The sequence below is a fragment of the Rhodococcus sp. P14 genome (assembly GCF_000256505.1).
Taxonomy (GTDB): domain Bacteria; phylum Actinomycetota; class Actinomycetes; order Mycobacteriales; family Mycobacteriaceae; genus Rhodococcus; species Rhodococcus ruber.
The window spans coordinates 1-16,605 of the sequence record NZ_AJFC01000136.1; the positions used below are offsets into that span (position 1 = coordinate 1).

Annotated in this window: 17 protein-coding genes; 10 read left to right on the plus strand and 7 right to left on the minus strand. The window is 71.5% G+C overall.

The window, feature by feature from the left end; all coding sequences use genetic code 11:
* Positions 1–873 (minus strand): MBL fold metallo-hydrolase (locus tag OEY_RS28270; protein ID WP_010593798.1); only part of this gene is annotated, 873 nt, incomplete at its 3' end.
* Between the two features lie 307 nt (positions 874–1,180).
* Between OEY_RS28270 and OEY_RS0110305 the strand changes: the two genes are divergently transcribed.
* Complete coding sequence (locus tag OEY_RS0110305; protein WP_010593799.1) at positions 1,181–1,927, plus strand: Mut7-C RNAse domain-containing protein; 747 nt, start codon at positions 1,181–1,183, stop codon at positions 1,925–1,927.
* Positions 1,928–1,932: 5 nt separating this feature from the next.
* Here OEY_RS0110305 and OEY_RS0110310 read toward each other — a convergent pair whose 3' ends face one another.
* On the minus strand, positions 1,933–2,637 hold the full coding sequence (locus OEY_RS0110310; RefSeq protein WP_225222235.1) for a GAF and ANTAR domain-containing protein: 705 nt from the start codon (positions 2,635–2,637) through the stop codon (positions 1,933–1,935).
* Positions 2,638–2,827: 190 nt separating this feature from the next.
* Between OEY_RS0110310 and OEY_RS0110315 the strand changes: the two genes are divergently transcribed.
* Positions 2,828–4,969 carry an NAD(+) synthase gene (locus OEY_RS0110315; RefSeq protein WP_010593801.1) on the plus strand — a complete coding sequence of 714 codons (2,142 nt, stop codon included), beginning with the start codon at positions 2,828–2,830 and terminating at the stop codon, positions 4,967–4,969.
* Here OEY_RS0110315 and OEY_RS0110320 read toward each other — a convergent pair.
* Together OEY_RS0110320 and OEY_RS0110325 are read right to left on the minus strand one after the other, a co-directional pair.
* Positions 4,940–6,217, minus strand: a complete 1,278-nt coding sequence (locus OEY_RS0110320; RefSeq protein WP_010593802.1) for a MalY/PatB family protein — start codon at positions 6,215–6,217, stop codon at positions 4,940–4,942. The two genes, OEY_RS0110315 and OEY_RS0110320, sit on opposite strands and share 30 nt — an antisense overlap.
* Positions 6,218–6,380: 163 nt before the next feature.
* The gene (locus OEY_RS0110325) at positions 6,381–6,974 is read right to left on the minus strand and encodes a maleylpyruvate isomerase family mycothiol-dependent enzyme (RefSeq protein WP_010593803.1); all 594 of its coding nucleotides are present in this window, start codon (positions 6,972–6,974) and stop codon (positions 6,381–6,383) included.
* 326 nt (positions 6,975–7,300) lie between these two features.
* Between OEY_RS0110325 and OEY_RS0110330 the strand changes: the two genes are divergently transcribed.
* Both OEY_RS0110330 and OEY_RS0110335 read left to right on the plus strand, forming a co-directional pair.
* The gene (locus OEY_RS0110330) at positions 7,301–8,278 is read left to right on the plus strand and encodes an LLM class F420-dependent oxidoreductase (RefSeq protein WP_010593804.1); all 978 of its coding nucleotides are present in this window, start codon (positions 7,301–7,303) and stop codon (positions 8,276–8,278) included.
* A 125-nt stretch (positions 8,279–8,403) separates the two neighbouring features.
* The gene (locus OEY_RS0110335) at positions 8,404–8,739 is read left to right on the plus strand and encodes a hypothetical protein (protein WP_225222236.1); all 336 of its coding nucleotides are present in this window, start codon (positions 8,404–8,406) and stop codon (positions 8,737–8,739) included.
* Positions 8,740–8,757: 18 nt separating this feature from the next.
* Here the strand turns inward: OEY_RS0110335 and OEY_RS0110340 are convergent, their stop codons facing one another.
* Entirely contained in the window at positions 8,758–9,006 is a 249-nt protein-coding gene (locus OEY_RS0110340; RefSeq protein ID WP_010593806.1) for a hypothetical protein, read from the minus strand.
* A gap of 672 nt (positions 9,007–9,678) precedes the next feature.
* Between OEY_RS0110340 and OEY_RS0110345 the strand changes: the two genes are divergently transcribed.
* From OEY_RS0110345 to OEY_RS0110360, 4 genes are read left to right on the plus strand one after another with little or no spacing between them, the layout of a single operon-like run.
* Entirely contained in the window at positions 9,679–10,701 is a 1,023-nt protein-coding gene (locus OEY_RS0110345; protein WP_010593807.1) for an ABC transporter substrate-binding protein, read from the plus strand.
* Positions 10,698–11,807: a FecCD family ABC transporter permease gene (locus OEY_RS0110350; protein ID WP_010593808.1), complete on the plus strand. Its 1,110-nt coding sequence runs from the start codon at positions 10,698–10,700 to the stop codon at positions 11,805–11,807. Before OEY_RS0110345 ends, OEY_RS0110350 begins: the two co-directional genes overlap by 4 nt.
* Entirely contained in the window at positions 11,804–12,586 is a 783-nt protein-coding gene (locus OEY_RS0110355; RefSeq protein ID WP_010593809.1) for an ABC transporter ATP-binding protein, read from the plus strand. The genes OEY_RS0110350 and OEY_RS0110355 overlap by 4 nt, the downstream gene beginning before the upstream one ends.
* Positions 12,513–13,343 (plus strand): hypothetical protein, encoded by an 831-nt coding sequence (locus OEY_RS0110360; protein ID WP_010593810.1) that lies wholly within the window; start codon positions 12,513–12,515, stop codon positions 13,341–13,343. Before OEY_RS0110355 ends, OEY_RS0110360 begins: the two co-directional genes overlap by 74 nt.
* Positions 13,344–13,349: 6 nt before the next feature.
* Here the strand turns inward: OEY_RS0110360 and OEY_RS0110365 are convergent, their stop codons facing one another.
* Positions 13,350–13,754: a DUF1304 domain-containing protein gene (locus OEY_RS0110365; protein ID WP_010593811.1), complete on the minus strand. Its 405-nt coding sequence runs from the start codon at positions 13,752–13,754 to the stop codon at positions 13,350–13,352.
* The gene (locus OEY_RS0110370; RefSeq protein WP_010593812.1) at positions 13,751–14,212 is read right to left on the minus strand and encodes a hypothetical protein; all 462 of its coding nucleotides are present in this window, start codon (positions 14,210–14,212) and stop codon (positions 13,751–13,753) included. Before OEY_RS0110370 ends, OEY_RS0110365 begins: the two co-directional genes overlap by 4 nt.
* Before the next feature lie 88 nt (positions 14,213–14,300).
* On the opposite strand from OEY_RS0110370, the gene OEY_RS0110375 reads away from it, so the two are divergent.
* Positions 14,301–15,368: a helix-turn-helix transcriptional regulator gene (locus OEY_RS0110375; protein ID WP_010593813.1), complete on the plus strand. Its 1,068-nt coding sequence runs from the start codon at positions 14,301–14,303 to the stop codon at positions 15,366–15,368.
* Between the two features lie 34 nt (positions 15,369–15,402).
* Positions 15,403–16,605 (plus strand): serine hydrolase domain-containing protein (locus tag OEY_RS28275; protein ID WP_043805162.1); only part of this gene is annotated, 1,203 nt, incomplete at its 3' end.

Below are 16,605 nucleotides of genomic sequence, written 5' to 3' on the forward strand. Positions count from 1 at the left end.
GTACACCGGCGGTGGGGGCCGATACCGGCCCGCTCCGCCGTAACGGGGCGCGGCCACGGCGCTCCGGAGCCTGCGCAACCGACCGGTCCGGGGGCGGTCGAGTTGCCGGGCCAGGTGGTGCAGCGCCCCGGCCGTCCCGGTCGTCAGCGGCAGCCCGTGCCCGGGGGCGAGCATCTGCGGCTGCAGCGCCGCCAGGGCAGCGACGGACCGCACTGCCGCCGGCCGGCTCCAGGTGGTGTACCGGGGTGGCCCGGCCAGCCGCTGCCGGCCCGTCAGCACCCCGGTGACCGAGTTCAGGTCCACGGTCACGGTGGCGTCCCCGGTGATCAGCACGCCGTCGCTGCGCCGCAGGTAGGCCACGTGCCCAGGGGTGTGCCCGGGGGTGTGCACCCATTGCCAGTCCGGCAGCCCCGGCACCGCGCCGCCCGGCTCCAGCGGGCGCACGACGTCGGTGATGTCGCCTGCGTGCTCGATCCGTGCCCGAGTTCGCCGGGGCAGCAGTCGCATCAGTGGGGCCACCACCCACCGGTCCAGCGGCATCGTGAACTCCGGCAGGTAGCGGCCCGCCGCCATCGGCAGCTCGGCGGGGTGCACGTACACCGGCACCCGCCAGGTCCGGGCCAGCGCCCCGGCCGCCCCGCAGTGGTCCGGATGGATGTGGGTCAGCACGATCGCCGCCGGTTTCGTGCCCCGGCCGAACAACGACTCTGCTGCCGCGGTGACGATCTCGGCGCTGCCGGACCAGGCCGCGTCCACCAGCACCCACCTCGCTGCCGACCCGAGCAGGTAGACGTTGGGGGCGGCGGCAGTCCGCCCGGCCCGGAGGAGGTGGACGCCGGGGGCGATCCGGTGCGGTCCGGTGCGAGAGGTCATCGGGTACTCCTGCGGTGGTGATCGTCAGGCAGGCGGAGCCGGGTGGCGTGCTGCCACGCCGCGAGCCGGTCGCGAGCCCAGGCGGCCCGCAGTGCCAGGATCGCCCCGCCGAAGGATGGGCGATCCGAACCCCTCTCCGGTTCTCTGTCCGGCAGCGCAGTGAACCGATCTCCGGTCAGTGTATTCAGCCCTGCTCGACTTCGATCCACGTCGTCCGGCGCATGCCTGCGACGCGGGGCCACGTTCCGCGTTGACCGCGCGCCTCCGGGAGGTTGTGCCGATGCCCGCTCCGCGCGACCATCGTTCGATGACCGGCCATGTCGAGGTCCGGGCGTACGCCGAGTTGAACGACTTCGTCGCGCCCGAGTCGCGGGGCGTCACGGTGCGACGGCCGTTCCGGAGCCACCAGACGGTCAAGGACGTCGTCGAGGCGATGGGCATCCCGCACACGGAGATCGATCTGATCGTGGTCGACGGGGAGCCGGTGGACTTCGCGTACCGCCCGCGGCCGGGTGCCCGCATCGCGGTCTATCCGTTGTTCGAGGCGCTCGACATCGAACCGATCACCCGGCTGCGCCCGGTTCCGCTGCGGGAGCCCCGGTTCGTGGTCGACGTGAACCTGGGCCGGCTCGCACGCCTGCTCCGGCTGCTCGGGTTCGACGTGATCTGGACGTCGGACATGGACGACGCGGAACTGGCGCGGATCGGGAGTGCCCATCAGCGGATCCTGCTGACCCGCGACCGGGGACTGCTCGAGCGCCGGGAGATCACCCACGGGCTGTTCGTGCACGCCGACCGTCCGCTCGAACAGATCGTCGAGGTCGTGCGCCGGCTCGATCTCGGGGCACGGTTCGCTCCGTTCACCCGATGCCTGCGCTGCAACGGCAGGCTCGTCGCCGTGTCCAAGGAGGAGGTGCTCGATCAGCTCGAGCCGCTCACCCGCCGCTTCTACGACGAATTCTCCCGCTGCACGGACTGCGGCCGGATCTACTGGGCGGGCTCGCACCACCGGAATCTGGTCGCCCTCGTGCGGGAGATCGATGCGGAGCTCTGACGCGCTCAGACGCGCAGACCGACCTCGACGATCGCCTGGGCGACGGCGCGCACCGGCGCCTGACGGCGGCGCGCGTAGGAGCGGATCAGCTCGAATGCCGCAGCCGGGGTGACGCCGCGGGCCTGCGCGGTGATGCCCTTGGCCTGCTCGACGACGATGCGGGTGTCGAGCGCGGTCTGCAGCTGCGCCGAGAGTTGTTCCTGCTGGCGCATCTTGTCGGAGTTGACGATGTAGCCGGTGGCCATGTCGGCGAACACCTGCGCGGCGGCGAGCTCGTCGTCGGCCCATTCCCGGGGTTCGCGGCAGTAGAGGTCCAGGGCGCCGACCTTGACCTCGCCGAGTTGCATCGGGACACCGGCGACGGCGGCGATCCCGAGCCGCCGCGCCTCGGCGGCGAATTCCGGCCACAGGTCGTCGCGGCCGCGGACATCGGCGACGGCGATGGTCTCGCCGTGGGTGAAGGCGTGCGCGCACGGTCCGGCGTCGAATCGTTCCTGGCACCGCTCCATCGCGTCGACCTGTTCGCCGGCGGCGGTGACGAACCGGAGCCGGCCGTCGACGTGCAGAGTCACTCCCGCTCCTGTCAGTTCGAGCACGGAGGTCACCTTGCCCACGACTGCGTCGAGAGCGGCGTCGACCTCGTACGGGGTCAGCAGGCGCTGCGCGAACTTCGACAGCGCAGCGACGAACTCCTCGTGCCGGTAGGCCATCACCACCCCCTGGGCCGCGCGGACGTATCCCGATTCTTCCGTACTGCAAGTGTTCCCCGGAACGCCGAGATGATGCCGCGAAAGTCCGGATCCGGACCGCTCCACGGCCCCGGGTGGCGCCGAGCGGCCGGATCCCTAGGATTCGATCACGCGATCCGGGCGCCGCGGGCGCGAGCAAGGAGGCTGTGCGATGAACGAGGAAGCCGGCCCTCGGGACGTCCCCGACACCGAGGCGAGAGCCGAGTTCCGGTCCAGCTACCGCCACGGCTTCCTGCGGGTCGCGGCCTGCGCGACGCCGACGGCGATCGTCGACCCGGCGGCCAACGCGGCGACGGTGCTGCGGGCCGCACGGGTCTGCCACGACGACGGGGTCGGGCTCGCGGTGTTTCCCGAGCTGACGCTGACCGGGTACTCGATCGAGGACCTGTCGATGCAGGACACGGTGCTGGAGGCGGCCGAGCGGGCACTGGCGGAGGTCGTCGCCGGCTCGGCGGGCCTCCTGCCCGTCCTGCTGGTGGGGCTGCCGTTGCGGCCCCGGCACCGGATCTACAACGTGGTGGCGGTCGTGCACCGCGGGCGGATCCTGGGGGTCGCACCCAAGTCGTATCTGCCGACGTATCGGGAGTTCTACGAGCGCCGGCAGCTCGCACCGGGCGACGACGTGCGCGGCACGGTTCGCCTCGCCGGTCACGAGGTTCCGTTCGGTCCCGACCTGCTGTTCGAGGCCACGGATGTTCCCGGTCTGGTGCTGCACGTGGAGATCTGCGAGGACATGTGGGTGCCGATCCCACCCAGCGCGGAGGCCGCTCTGGCCGGCGCCACGGTGCTGGCGAACCTGTCGGGCAGTCCGATCACCGTCGGCCGCGCCGAGGACCGGCATCTGCTGGCTCGTTCGGCGTCGTCGCGGTGCCTGGCCGCCTACGTGTACTGCGCGGCGGGAGCGGGGGAGTCCACCACCGATTTGTCCTGGGACGGGCAGGCAATGGTGTACGAGAACGGGATGCTGCTCGCCGAGACCGAGCGGTTCCCGCGCGGCGAACAGCACGCGGTGGCCGACGTCGACCTCGAGCTGCTGCGCAACGAGCGCACCCGCATGGGCACCTTCGACGACAACCGGCGTCGTCACGCCGCCCGTCTCGACGCGTTCCGCCGCATCACGTTCACCCTCGCACCCCCGCTCACCGACATCGGCCTGCGACGCCGGGTCGAGCGCTACCCCTTCGTGCCCGCCGACCCGGCCCGCCTCGAGCACGACTGTTACGAGGCCTACAACATCCAGGTCGCGGGGCTCGAACAGCGCCTGCGTGCGCTGAGTGGTCCGACGGCGGGCGGGCCGAAGGTCGTCATCGGGGTGTCGGGCGGACTCGATTCCACCCACGCGCTCATCGTGGCGGTCAAGGCGATGGACCGGCTCGGCCGTCCGCGTGAGGACGTGCTCGCCTTCACCCTCCCGGGGTTCGCGACGAGCGACCGGACCCGGGAGAACGCCCGCCGGCTGTGCCGCGCGCTCGGGGTGACGCTCGAGGAAATCGACATCACCCGTGCCGCCCGCGTGATGCTCGAGGACCTGGGTCACCCGTTCGCGCGCGGGGAGCGGGTCTACGACATCACGTTCGAGAACATCCAGGCCGGGCTGCGCACCGACTACCTGTTCCGGGCCGCGAACCAGCGCGGTGGGCTGGTGCTCGGGACGGGGGACCTGTCGGAGATCGCACTGGGCTGGTCGACGTACGGCGTCGGGGACCAGATGTCGCACTACAACGTCAACGCCGGGGTGCCGAAGACGTTGATCCAGCATCTGATCCGCTGGGTCGTCTCGTCCGGGCAGTTCCACGCCGAGGTCGGCACCGTTCTCGAGGCCGTCCTGGGTACCGAGATCAGTCCCGAGCTGGTCCCGGTCGGGGAGGGGGAGACACCGCAGAGCACCCAGGCCGCGATCGGTCCGTACGACCTGCACGACTTCTTCCTGTTCCAGGTGCTGCGCTTCGGGTTCCGGCCGTCGAAGATCGCCTACCTGGCGTGGCAGGCCTGGCACGAGACCGGTGCCGGGGACTGGCCGGCCGGCCATCCCGAGCATGCCCGCCGCGCGTACGACCTGCCCGAGATCCGGCGGTGGCTGGGCGTGTTCGTCCAGCGGTTCTTCGCCTTCAGTCAGTTCAAGCGGTCCGCGATGCCGAACGGTCCGAAAGTGGCTGCCGGTGGCTCGCTCTCACCGCGCGGGGACTGGCGCGCGCCCTCGGATGCGTCCGCGCGCATCTGGCTCGACGAACTCGAGCGGGAGGTGCCGCGCGACCGGGACTGCTCAGGTGCCGAGGAGATCGGTCAGCGGTGAGTCGGCTCGCCGGCCGCGCAGCGCCGCCGAGACACCGTCGAGGATGTGCTCGAGGACGGCCCCCGACGTGGCGAAGTTGATGCGCACGAACGCTTCTGCCGAACGTCCGAAGGGTCGGCCGCCGTCGACCAGCACCCGGCCGAGGTCCCGGATCCGGCGGACCGGATCGTCGACGGCCAGAGCCGAGACATCGACCCAGCTGAGGTAGGTGCCCTCCGGCCGATGGTGGCGGGCTTCCGGCAGGTGCTCGCGCAGGACCGTGTCGACCCGCCGGCGGTTGCGGTCGAGCACGCGGAGCAGGGCCTCCTGCCAGTCCTGGCCGTGTCGCCATGCGGCCAGGGTGCCGAGCACGGCAGGGGTCGAGACGGTGCCGTACAGGTCGGGCGGTTCTCGGTCCCGCACGGCAAGCAACTGCTTCGACCCGTAGTGCGCGACGGCACAGCGCAGGCCGGCGATGTTGAATGCCTTGCCGGCCGAGGTGAGGGTGATCGTCCGCGCCGCCGCGTCCGCACCGATCGACGCGAACGGGATGTGCCGGTGGGGCGCGTAGATCAGCTCCGCATGGATCTCGTCGCTGACGACGAGCAGGTCGAACTCGGCGGCAAGTTCGGCGATGCGGGTGAGTTCGGGACGGGTGTGGACCCGTCCCGTCGGGTTGTGCGGGTCGACCAGGACGAGCACTTTCGGGCGTTCGGCGACGAGCGAGACCCGGAGCGCGTCGAAGTCGAGCCGCCACCCCTCCGGGGTGTCGACGAACGGGAATTCGACGGTCCTGCGGCCCATGGTCGCGATCGTGGCCAGGAAGGGCGGGTAGTTCGGGGTCTGGATGACGACACCGTCGCCGCGCTCGGTGTGCACATGCAGGATCAGCTGCAGCGCCTGGATGAGATCGGTCTGCTCCCGCACGTCGGCGGGGGCGATCGTCCATCCGTAGCGGGACTGCATCCGCCGGGCGAACTCCGCGCGCAGCGGGGTGCCGCCGGCCCAGTCGGGGTAGCCGAGCTCTCCCGACCGGGCCGCGTCGCACAGCGCGTCCCGGATCGCGGGGGCGATCGGGAAGTCCATGTCGGCGACCCAGGCCGGCAGGGCGCCCGCGCGGACGGCACGTGCCCACTTGACGCCGGTGCGACGGACGAGATCACCGATCTCGAGGTCGTCGAATCCGGGTTGCCGGGCTTCCGGCGCGGGTGACGCTCCGGTCAACGGGGATCCCCGGGTCGAGGTCGTCTCCGGTGCGGCGATCCGCATCCGGTCGGCGTCGTTCCTCGTCGGGTGGCCGAACGGTCCATGCAGTGAGTGTGCCCGCGGCGCGGATCGGGCGGAGGCGAACCCGAAATCCGACCCGGGGCCGATGCTCCGTCACCCTGCTGTGGGAGACGGCGACCCGGGTGCCTTCGAGTCGGCCGGTCGGTCAGTCACGGCGCAGGGTGCGGCCGTCGGGCAGGGTGCGGCCGCTCAGCAGTGCCACCAGGCGGCCGCTGTCGGTCCGCACCACCTCGCCGCTGCCCCAGCTCCAGTCGGCGTCGTCGGCTTCGAGCCGGACCTCGGTCAGGTCGACCCCGAACACTGCGCCGTTCGCGGCGGTGAGCTGGTCGAGGACGGCTACCACGGCCTCGGCCGGGGCAACCGTCGGCCGCTCGAGCGCGACCGTGACGTCGAGGGAGTGGATCACTGCATGGCTGAGCGCGCCGGCCGCGCCGCCACCCGGCGGCTGCCACGCGTGCAGCAGCGGCGACCGGAGATGGGCCAGGTGTTCGGAGACCGGAAGGAACGCGTCGCGGGCGGCCACGGTGTCGGACAGCACGGTGAAGTCGCCGCCCGCCGCCGCCATCTCGGCTCCGAACTGTTCGGGTGTGAGCCGCGCCGGCATCGTTGCGTGCGCGACCACGTGGCGCACCTGCCATTTCTCGCAGAGCGAGGGCGCGTCCCAGGTCTCCGCGGGGACGGAGGCGAGCAGGTCGGCCAGGCCGTCGTAGGTCGGCGCGACCCCGGATTGCAGGTTCACAGCAGGTCCCTTTCACGCGGTGGGCAAGGTGATCCTCGAGCTCGCAACGCGAGACGAGGAAGCCGGCGCGGGGCTCGGACGAGCGCCTCGGCGGGCGCGTGTCATCGATATTCCGAACCTTCCGCAGTCGAAGCACCCGCGCCGGCGATGACGGTGATGCGAGAGTTGAGACTCCGCGGACGGGACGAACTCATCGGGGGACGGTGGAGCCGCGGCCACGGCTCCTGCCCGACTGTCGTGTACCGAGACGACCGGTGGGTATTCGACAGGGACGGATCGCCGGCCCCGGCGCGGCGCCCGACACCGACCACGGGAGGAAACGAACAGTGACCGACTTCGGCTACACCATGCTCTGCGAACAGTCCCGGCCCGACCACCTCGTCCGCGACGTGCAGATGGCGGAGCAGGCCGGCTTCGATTTCTCGGTGATCAGCGACCACTACAACCCGTGGCTGGAGGAACAGGGACATTCCGGATACGCGTGGTCCGTCCTCGGTGCCGCGGCGCAGGCCACCGAGCGGATCCCGCTCATGACCTACGTGACGTGCCCGATCCTGCGGTACCACCCGGCGGTGGTGGCGCAGAAGGCGGCGACGATGCAGATCCTGTCCGGGGGCCGCTTCCGCCTCGGGCTGGGTGCGGGGGAGAACCTCAACGAGCACGTCGTCGGCAAGGGCTGGCCCGCCGTCGGCACCCGGCACGAGATGCTGGCCGAGGCCGTGGAGATCATCTCGGCACTGTTCGACGGGGGGAACGTGAACTTCCGCGGCGACTACTTCGACGTCGAGTCCGCGCACCTGTACGACCTGCCCGAGGACAGGGTGCCGATCGGGATCGCCGTCTCCGGTCCGCGGTCGTGCTCCCTCGCCGGGGAGAAGGCCGACCTCATGGTCGCCACCGAACCCGAGCCGGACCTGACCCGGATGTTCGACGAAGCGGGGGGAGCGGGCAAACCACGAGTCGGGCAGATCGCCGTCTCCTACGACACCGACCGCGACGCGGCTGTGCGACGGGCACACGAGCAGTTCCGCTGGTTCGGCCTCGGCTGGAAGGTCAACCCGGATCTGCCCGCGCCGTCCTCGTTCGCGGCCGCGACCCAGTTCGTGACGCCCGAACAGGTCGGGGCGCAACTTCCGTGCGGCGACGACATCGACGAGTACGTCGACAAGATCCGGCCGTTCGTCGAGGCGGGGTTCACCGAGGTCGCCCTCGTCCAGATCGGCGGTGACCGGCAGGAACCGTTCATCCGGTGGGCCGAACAGGAGTTGCTGCCGGCGCTGCGCAGTCTGCTGCCGGGCTCGTGAAACGCGGGAGCCGCGCGCCGCGATGGTCTCGGTAGAAGTCAGTTCTCACTGACGCCGCAGGCCTCGTCAGCGGTGTGCTCCGGCAGGCGCAAACCGACGGTCGTCCGGCGTCGAAGGGTGTCGAGATGTACGTCGAACCGCGCGTGGCCGGACTGCGTCAGTGGCGCACCGAGCGTCTCGAGGATTTCGTGGCCGAGCTCGAACGCACGACCGACCCTGCCCTGCCGTGTTCCGCCCGCGACGTCGCGCGTACCGAGCTGGCGTCGCGCCGGGAGGGCGGAACGGTGGACTGGGTGTGCCGGGTCAGGACCCGGCCCGGGTCCGGCGGTCGTTCCTCGCTGCTGACCCTGGCGCTGCCCATCAGGCTGTCGGAACCGGAGGTGCGCCACGCGGCCCTGGCCCGTGCCCGCGAACTGTTCGGGTCCGACGTCGTCGTCGACAGCGTGCAGTTCGGCAACTGAGGAAGTTCGCCGGAACGGTCAGGGACCGAGCCGCACCGCCGAGATCACGCCGGAGACGGTGGCGGCGGTACCGACCGCGACGAAGCCGGTGACCATGGTGGCGACGGCCCCCGCGGAGACCACGGTGCCGAGCACGCTACCCAGCCGCGGACGCAGGCCGGGCGTCGTGCGGGCCGGGGCCGGGTCGTCGAGGCGTATCGGGTGGGGCGCCGTCGCGGGCGGCAGAGCGAAGAGAGGATCGGTTCGGTGGGCGAAGTTCTCGGACATCAGTGTCTCCCCGTCCGTCGTTGACACTTTGTGCGTCCAGTGTCGCGGCGGGGGGTCTCCGGCAGATGGCCGCATTTTGAACTCTGGGTTTCGTGGAGCAGGCATGCACGCGCCCGGACGCCGGCCACCGCCCCCTGCGCGGTGACCGGCCGCCGGTCCGCATCCCCACTCGGCGTTCCGGCGCGATCCCCTCCGAGGAGGGGCCGGGAGCGACGGCTCCGGCTGCACGAGAGTGCGGCCTGTCCGACAGCCTCCCTCGTGTGCAACGCATCGGAGCCTGCCGCGGTGCCGGAGTGAGGGCCTGCGAACGGGGTGAAACCGGGGGTGAATTTCGAGCACCCGGCTCGGACGAGAGGACGGCGCCTCGGACGCCGTCCCGGGGACCCGGGCATTCGGGACCGGCCCTGCGATCCGTGCCGATCCTCGACATGCATAATGACCGCAGCGTTGCTGACGCCCATGCAGGGAAAGTCCGGTCCGAGTCCGGCGCTGACCCGCAACGGTAGACCGTCCACCCGACGGTGAGCCCGATCGCCTGCATGGACGTGCGCGACTCCGGTATTTCGTCGTGGTCTACGAGATGGAGTCCAGCAGGGTAGTCGGTGACCTCTGTCCGGGGCCGCTGCCGTGCCGGAGTCTGCCTCGTGCCACCTGAGCAGAGCACGAGGTCCCATGCCCGTCGACTTCCGCCGTCCCGCCCGCGATGCCGCGGCGGCTCTCGCCGTCCTCACCGTCGCCATCGCGGCCCTGACGGGCTGTTCGCGTGGTGCTGACACCGGCGCCGGCCCGTCCGCCGCGGCCTTCGACGAACCGGTCTCGATCACCAATTGCGGTCGCACCGCCACCTACGACGCGCCTCCGCAGCGGATCGTGTCGATGAACGACCACGTCACCGAAACCCTGATCCAGATGGGTGTGGGGGACCGCATCGTCGGCATGGGGTACGGCGAGAAGGACGACCCGCTCCCCGAGACGGCCGAGCAGTTCCGGGCGATCCCGTCGCTAGCCGCCGAGTACCCGACGTACGAGCAGATCCGCGACCTCGAACCGGACCTGGTCGTCGGCGGGATGCGCAGCGCATTCGACGACAAGACCGGCCGGGGTCGGGACGCGCTCGAGCAGGCGGGTATCCACACGTTCCTGTTCTCCGAGTACTGCGGTGCCGGGTTCTCCGATATCGCCTTGCTGGAGAACGACTTCGCCCAGCTCGGCGCTCTGCTCGGTGCCGAGGAGCAGGCCGCGGAACTGACCGAGTCGATCACCACCGAACTCGACGCGGTACGTGCCCGGCTGGAGCAGGCCGGCGTCGCACCCGTGCGCACCTTCTTCTACGACTCCGGCGAAGCCGAGCCGCTCTCGGTCGGTGGCGTGGGCATCGGCAACCTCATCGCCGACTACGCCGGCGCCGACAACATCACCGCCGAAGGCCCGAAGCCGTACTTCACCACCGGCTGGGAGATCGTCGGTGAGCGTGCGCCCGAGGCGATCGTCGTACTCGACTACGGCGCGACCAGCGCTCAGGACAAGATCGCCTATCTGAAGAACCAGCCGATCGTGGCCACCACGCCCGCCGTGCGTAACGACCGTTTCGTCGTCGTGCCGCTCGACGACTTCTTCGAGAGTTCGCGCATGGTCGACTCGGTCGCGACGATCGCCCGCGGACTGCACCCGGCCGCGTTCCCGGACGCGCAATGACCTCCGCCGGCACCCTGACCGGCCCCTCGTCGCCGCACGCGCCGGCCCCGGCGGTCCGGGAGAGTGCCGGGGGCGCGCCACATCGTTCACTGTGGCTGATCCTGCCGCCGCTGCTCGCCGCGCTCGTGCTGGCGCTGGCGGGCGCCGTGTCGCTGGGCACGGTGAACATCCCCTTCGGCGACGTGTGGGCGATCGTCGTGCACCGCCTCGCACCGGGAACCTTCACGCCGTGGTGGACCGCGGCGCGGGAAGCGATCGTCGTCGACTCCCGCCTGCCCCGAGCGTTGACGGCCGCCGTCGTCGGTGCCGCGCTCGCGATCGCCGGCGTGGTGGCGCAGGCGGTGACCCGCAATCCGCTCGCAGATCCCTACCTGCTGGGCGTGTCCTCCGGTGCCGGGTTCGGGGTGGTGCTGGTGACGGTCCTGGGTGTCGGTGGCGGCGCACTCGGTGCCTTCACCCTGCCGTTCGCGGCCTTCCTGGGAGCCCTGGTCCCGCTGGCCGGTGCGGTCGCGGTCAGTGTGCGCGCCCACGCCGTCACCGCGATCGTCCTCGTCGGCGTGGCGATGTCGATGGTGTTCTCCGCGGCGACCACCTTCACCCTGCTGGTCCTCGGCGACGACCATCAGCTTGGCACCGTGATGCGCTGGCTGGCAGGAGGATTCGGGGATGCGACCTGGTCGATGCTGACCGTGCCCGCACTGGTCCTGCTCGTCGTCGGCGGCGGCGTCCTGCTGTGCGGCCGCCAGCTGAACCTGCTGCTCGTCGGCGACGACGGGGCGACCGCGCTGGGACTGGACGTGCGGCGGTTCCGCATCCTGATCCTGCTCGCGGTCTCGCTGCTCACCGCCGCGGCAGTGGCGGTCTCGGGGACCGTCGGCTTCATCGGACTGCTGATCCCGCACGTCGCCGGTCACCTCGTCGGCCGCAACAGCGTCCGGTCGATACCCGTGGCGGCGGTGGCCGGGGCGCTCGCGCTGGTCCTGGCCGACGTCGTCGCCCGCTCGGTCAGCAGCTCGACCGAACTGCCGGTGGGGGTCGTCACCGGACTGCTCGGGGCACCGGCCTTCCTCGTCATGCTGTGGCGCAGCTACGGGCGGGAGTGGTGACCTGCCTGCGCGCCACCGGGGTCCGTGCCCGGCTGGGCGAACGCATCGTTCTCGACGGGGTGGACCTCGACGTGGCGGCGGGCCGGGTACTCGCCCTCGTCGGACCCAACGGCAGCGGCAAGACGACCCTGCTGCGCGCCTGTTACCGCGCGGTGCCGGTCGGGGCCGGCACGATCACCGTCGACGACCGGGACGTCACCGACGTCACGCGCCGCTCCCTCGCCCGCCTCGTCGGGGTCGGCGTCCAGGAACCGGTCGCGCTCGGCGGGACGACCGTCCGCGAATCGGTGCAGCTCGGGCGCACCGCCCGCCGCGGCTGGCTCGAGCCGTTCGGCGACGACGACCGGGCGGTCGTCGAGGACGTGCTCGGCCGGCTCGGGCTGCTGCACCTCGCCGACCGCGACGTACTCGCCCTGTCCGGGGGAGAGCGCCAACGCGTCTCCATCGCCCGGGCCCTGGCCCAGCAACCCCGGGTGCTGCTGCTCGACGAGCCGACCAATCACCTGGACCTGCGTCACCAGCTGGCCGTGCTGGAGCTACTGCGCAGCCTCGCCTCGGACGGGCTCGCCGTCCTGGTGACGCTGCACGACCTGCGGCTGGCGACCGAATACTGCGACCGCATGGCGGTGCTGGACCACGGGTCGGTGGTCGCCGAAGGAACTCCGGAGGACGTGCTGCGACCCGCACTGCTCGCGGAGGTCTTCGGTGTCCGCGGCCGGGTGGGTGTGGACCGCGACGGCCGGCGCACCCTCGACGTCCGGGGGCCGGCCGATGCCTGACAGCCACCCCGACGCCGTGGCGCGTGCCTACGCCGCGTCCCGGGCGCTGCTCGGCGACTTCGCGCACACCGTCGACCTCGGGCCCGTCGTCGTTCCGGGTGCGGTCACGACCGATCCGCACTGGCTGGCCGAACGGGTCCGCGACACCGGGCGCAGATGGAACTGCCCCGACCCCCGGGTCGCCGGCACGCTCTGGTGGTACTCGGCCAGTTCGACACTCGTGGCCGGACCCGTCGCGATGCTCCTGGCCACCGGCAGCGCCCCCGACCCCGACCCGGCCCGGTGGCGCTGCACGCTGCGGCCGGACGGCTACCTCGGCGCGGTACGGTCCTCGCACCTGCTGACCGGGGCCGAGGCCTTCGCGCGTGCTCTCGGGCCGGCGCTGTCGGCGATCGTCTCGCCGCTGGCGGGGGTGTCGGGTGCCTCGGAGCGGGCGCTGTGGGCCGTCGCGTCCGACTCGATCGCCAATCGCGCTCTCGACGCCGGGCGTGCCGCCCACCGCGCCGGGGACGGATGCGCCCTTGCCGCCGTGCTGTCCGTACCGCCGCTGATGCCACCGCGTTTCGTCGACGTGGGGCCGACCGGGACCGTGACGGCGGCGCCAGGCTCGCCGGAATCGGGACGGCGTTTCGTGCGACGCAGCTCCTGCTGCCTGATCTATTGCGCGACCGACAGCGACAAGTGCACGAGCTGTCCGCGCCGGGCACCGGCCGACCGCGACGCGGCGTTGCGGCGGTACGTCGCCGCACGGACGTGAGGCGGATCAGGTCGTCGCGAGCGCGATCAGCGCGATCAGCGCCGGCGCGCACTGCGCCGCGGCACCCACGAGCCCGGCACCGCGGGGCCGGCTCATGGCCAGACGGTCCGAGACGAACAGGGCGATCCCGGCGAGGAACATGAACGAACATGTGTAGAGCACGAGTGCGCGTCCGACCGTGTCCTCGCCGGCCCGCCACAGGGCCACCCCCATCAGCGCGCCGGCGCCGAGAAACAGGTTGTAGATGCCGACGTTGAACGCCCACATCCGCACCGCCGCGACGTCGCCGGAGGGAATGCGGAACACGTCCTCGTGGACCGACGGCCGCCGGAACAGCAGCGTCTCCCACACGAACGCGAGCAGGTGCACGGCCGCGGCCGCCGACGCGGCGATCTGGGCGAGGGTGATCATGGTGCACCCCCCTCCGCCGTGAGCGCGACCCCGTACCTCTCGGTGACCGCTCGGAGAGCGCGGGCGGACTCGTCCGGCGCCTGCGCGGGGTCGAGGCCGTCGAGTGCGCCGAAGAAGCCGCTCATCGACGTCCCGGCCGCGATCAGCAGGAAGGTCGCGGTGCCGGTCAGGACGGTGAAGGAGTTCATCGTTCCCGGCGCGACCGTGATCGTGTCCCCGCCCGCGAGTTCGTGGACGTCCGTTCCGGAACGGACCAGGATCCGGCCCCCCAGAACGTGATACGACTTGGCCCACGGTTCGGCGTGCATGGGCACCGGCACGGTGCGCGGCGCCTCGACGAGGAAGAGTTCGTACGCCCCGCCGGCGTGTGCGCCGGTGGACAGGGCCGTGACGGTGGCGTCGGGCAGGGTGAGACGACGGCCCTCGCCCATCCTGCAGAGTTCGGTGTTTCCGGTCATGTCTGTCACGTTAGGAAGCGCCCGGCCGGTGGCCCATCCCCAGAAACGGGGATGGGTGACGGCCCCGCCGTCAGCGCATACTGGGGTCATGCTCGAGATCCGGGCGGAGAAGGTGAGCCGGGAGGTGGTGGCGCTCGCCGCCGCCGGCGCCGACGTGACCCAGGTGCACGAGCGTGCCATCGAACTCGTCGGCCGGACGGTGCGCAGCGACCTGACGTGCTGGGCGATGATCGATCCCCGGTCCCTGACGCTCGGCTCCATGACCAGCGGCCCCGACCGGATTCCGCCGGAGTACGAACCGCTGCTCGCCGAGAGCGAGTACCGCGGGCACGACCCCGGCACCTTCGCCGAACTGTTCCGCACCGGCCGCACGGCGACCCGGGGATCGGATCTGCCCTCGGACGAGGTGGCCCACTGTCTTCGCCACGCCGAGGTGTGGCGTCCGCTCGGAGTGGAGAACGAACTGCGCGTGATCTTCCGGAGTGGTGAATTGTGCTGGGGAGCAGCAGGATTCGTTCGATCCGGGGTGGACTTCACCGATGCCGAGGTCGAGTTCCTCACGCAGGTGGCGCCGGCGGTGGCGGTCGCGACCCGCGCCGCCGTGTGCGCCACCGCCCCCTCGGGCCGGGGCGACCCGGGTCCGGCGGTGGTCCTGACCGGGGCCGGAGGCGAGCCCCTCGCGCTCACGGCAGCCGCCCGCGACTGGGAGGAACGATTCGACGAGATCGCACCGGGACGGCTGGCCGTCATGGTGCGCGCCGCCGCGTTCGGGGCGCGTGCGAGCGGTTCGGGTGTGTTCCGAACGCGGATCCGCGACACCACCGGCGGCTGGATCCTGCTGCGGGCCACCGCGCTGCTCGGGGGTGACGAACCGCAGACCGTGGTCACGCTCGAGCCCGCGGCCGGTGGCGAACTCGCCGAGTTGCTGCTCGCCGCCTACGCCCTCACGGCCCGGGAACGGGACGTGTGCCTCGAGGCGATGGCCGGGTACTCGACCGCCGAGATCGCGGCCCGTCGCGGCATCACCCCGAACACCGTCCACGATCACCTCAAGGCGATCTACACGAAGACCGGCGTGCGCAGCCGGGCCGAACTCACCGCCCTCCTGCGGTCCGGACGGGACCTGCGCCGAGCCGCCGTCGCCGCGCCGGAGTGAGCACACCGGTCGAGCGCATCTGCCAAGATCAGGTATGCCCCTGACCCGGCGGATACTGCCCGTGCTGTGCGCCCTCGGGCTCCTGGTCGCCTGCACGGCCACGGACGACGCGGCACCCGGCCCGCCCGGATCGGCGGACAACGCGGCCGCGTCGGCGACCTCCTCGTCGGCCGACCCCGCGCAGGCCGAGGCCGTGGACCGGATCGTGCGCGACACCATGGCGGAGTCGCATCTGAAGGCGGCGATCGTGCGCGTCACCGTCGACGGCAGGGAGATCCTCACCCGCGCCTACGGCGAATCCACCACCGGCGTGCCGGCGACGACCGACATGCACTTCCGCAACGGCGCCGTGGCCATCTCCTACGTCGCCACGCTGCTGCTGCAACTCGTCGACGAGGGGACGGTCCGCCTCGACGACACGGTCTCGACGTGGCTGCCCGACATCCCGCATTCGGACCGGGTCACCCTCGGCCAGCTCGCCCAGATGACCTCCGGCTACGCCGACTACGTGCAGAATCCCGAACTGTCGGACGCGATCTATTGGGACCCGTTCCGGAACTGGACACCCGAGGAACTTCTCGCCTTCGGCACGTCCCAGCCCCTCTTCTACGAGCCCGGCACCAACTGGAACTACGCGCACACCAACTACGTGATCCTCGGCATGGCCCTCGAACGGATCACCGGCCGGCCGGTGGCGGAACTGCTGCAGGAGAAGGTGCTCGACCCGCTCGGACTGGACGGCACGACGCCGTCGCAGACGCCGGCGATCCCGGAACCGGTGCTGCATGCGTTCAGCTCGGAACGCCGGCAGGCGCTCGGGATCCCCGTCGCGACCCCCTTCTACGAGGAATCCACGTTCTGGAATCCCTCCTGGACGATCACCCACGGGGCCGTCCAGACCACCGACATCCACGACCTGCACGACACCGCGGTCGCCGTCGGCACCGGCGCGCTGCTCTCACCGGAGTCGTACCGGGCGATGGTGTCGACCGACCTGCGCGGCCGCACCACCGCGCTTCCCGGTTGTCCCACGTGCTTCCCGCAGTCCGAGGGCTACACCTACGGACTCGGGGTGGTGATCACCGGCAACTGGCTGATGCAGAACCCGCTGTTCGGTGGGTACGCCGCGGTCGAGGCATACCTGCCGTCGCAGAAGATCGCCGTCGCCGTCGCCGTCACCTACGCGCCGGCGGCGTTCGACGACGCCGGCGCGTACTCGAACGAGGCCGACACGCTC

Excerpts from the sequence above, each read along its gene's own strand:
- OEY_RS0110365 (WP_010593811.1), bottom strand. The coding sequence starts at position 13,754 with ATGATCACCCTCGCCCAGATCGCCGCGTCGGCGGCCGCGGCCGTGCAC.
- OEY_RS0110315 (WP_010593801.1), top strand. The coding sequence starts at position 2,828 with ATGAACGAGGAAGCCGGCCCTCGGGACGTCCCCGACACCGAGGCGAGA.
- OEY_RS0110350 (WP_010593808.1), top strand. The coding sequence starts at position 10,698 with ATGACCTCCGCCGGCACCCTGACCGGCCCCTCGTCGCCGCACGCGCCG.
- OEY_RS0110345 (WP_010593807.1), top strand. The coding sequence starts at position 9,679 with ATGCCCGTCGACTTCCGCCGTCCCGCCCGCGATGCCGCGGCGGCTCTC.
- OEY_RS0110375 (WP_010593813.1), top strand. The coding sequence starts at position 14,301 with ATGCTCGAGATCCGGGCGGAGAAGGTGAGCCGGGAGGTGGTGGCGCTC.
- OEY_RS0110305 (WP_010593799.1), top strand. The coding sequence starts at position 1,181 with ATGACCGGCCATGTCGAGGTCCGGGCGTACGCCGAGTTGAACGACTTC.
- OEY_RS0110320 (WP_010593802.1), bottom strand. The coding sequence starts at position 6,217 with ATGCGGATCGCCGCACCGGAGACGACCTCGACCCGGGGATCCCCGTTG.
- OEY_RS0110340 (WP_010593806.1), bottom strand. The coding sequence starts at position 9,006 with ATGTCCGAGAACTTCGCCCACCGAACCGATCCTCTCTTCGCTCTGCCG.
- OEY_RS0110370 (WP_010593812.1), bottom strand. The coding sequence starts at position 14,212 with ATGACCGGAAACACCGAACTCTGCAGGATGGGCGAGGGCCGTCGTCTC.
- OEY_RS0110310 (WP_225222235.1), bottom strand. The coding sequence starts at position 2,637 with ATGGCCTACCGGCACGAGGAGTTCGTCGCTGCGCTGTCGAAGTTCGCG.
- OEY_RS0110335 (WP_225222236.1), top strand. The coding sequence starts at position 8,404 with ATGTACGTCGAACCGCGCGTGGCCGGACTGCGTCAGTGGCGCACCGAG.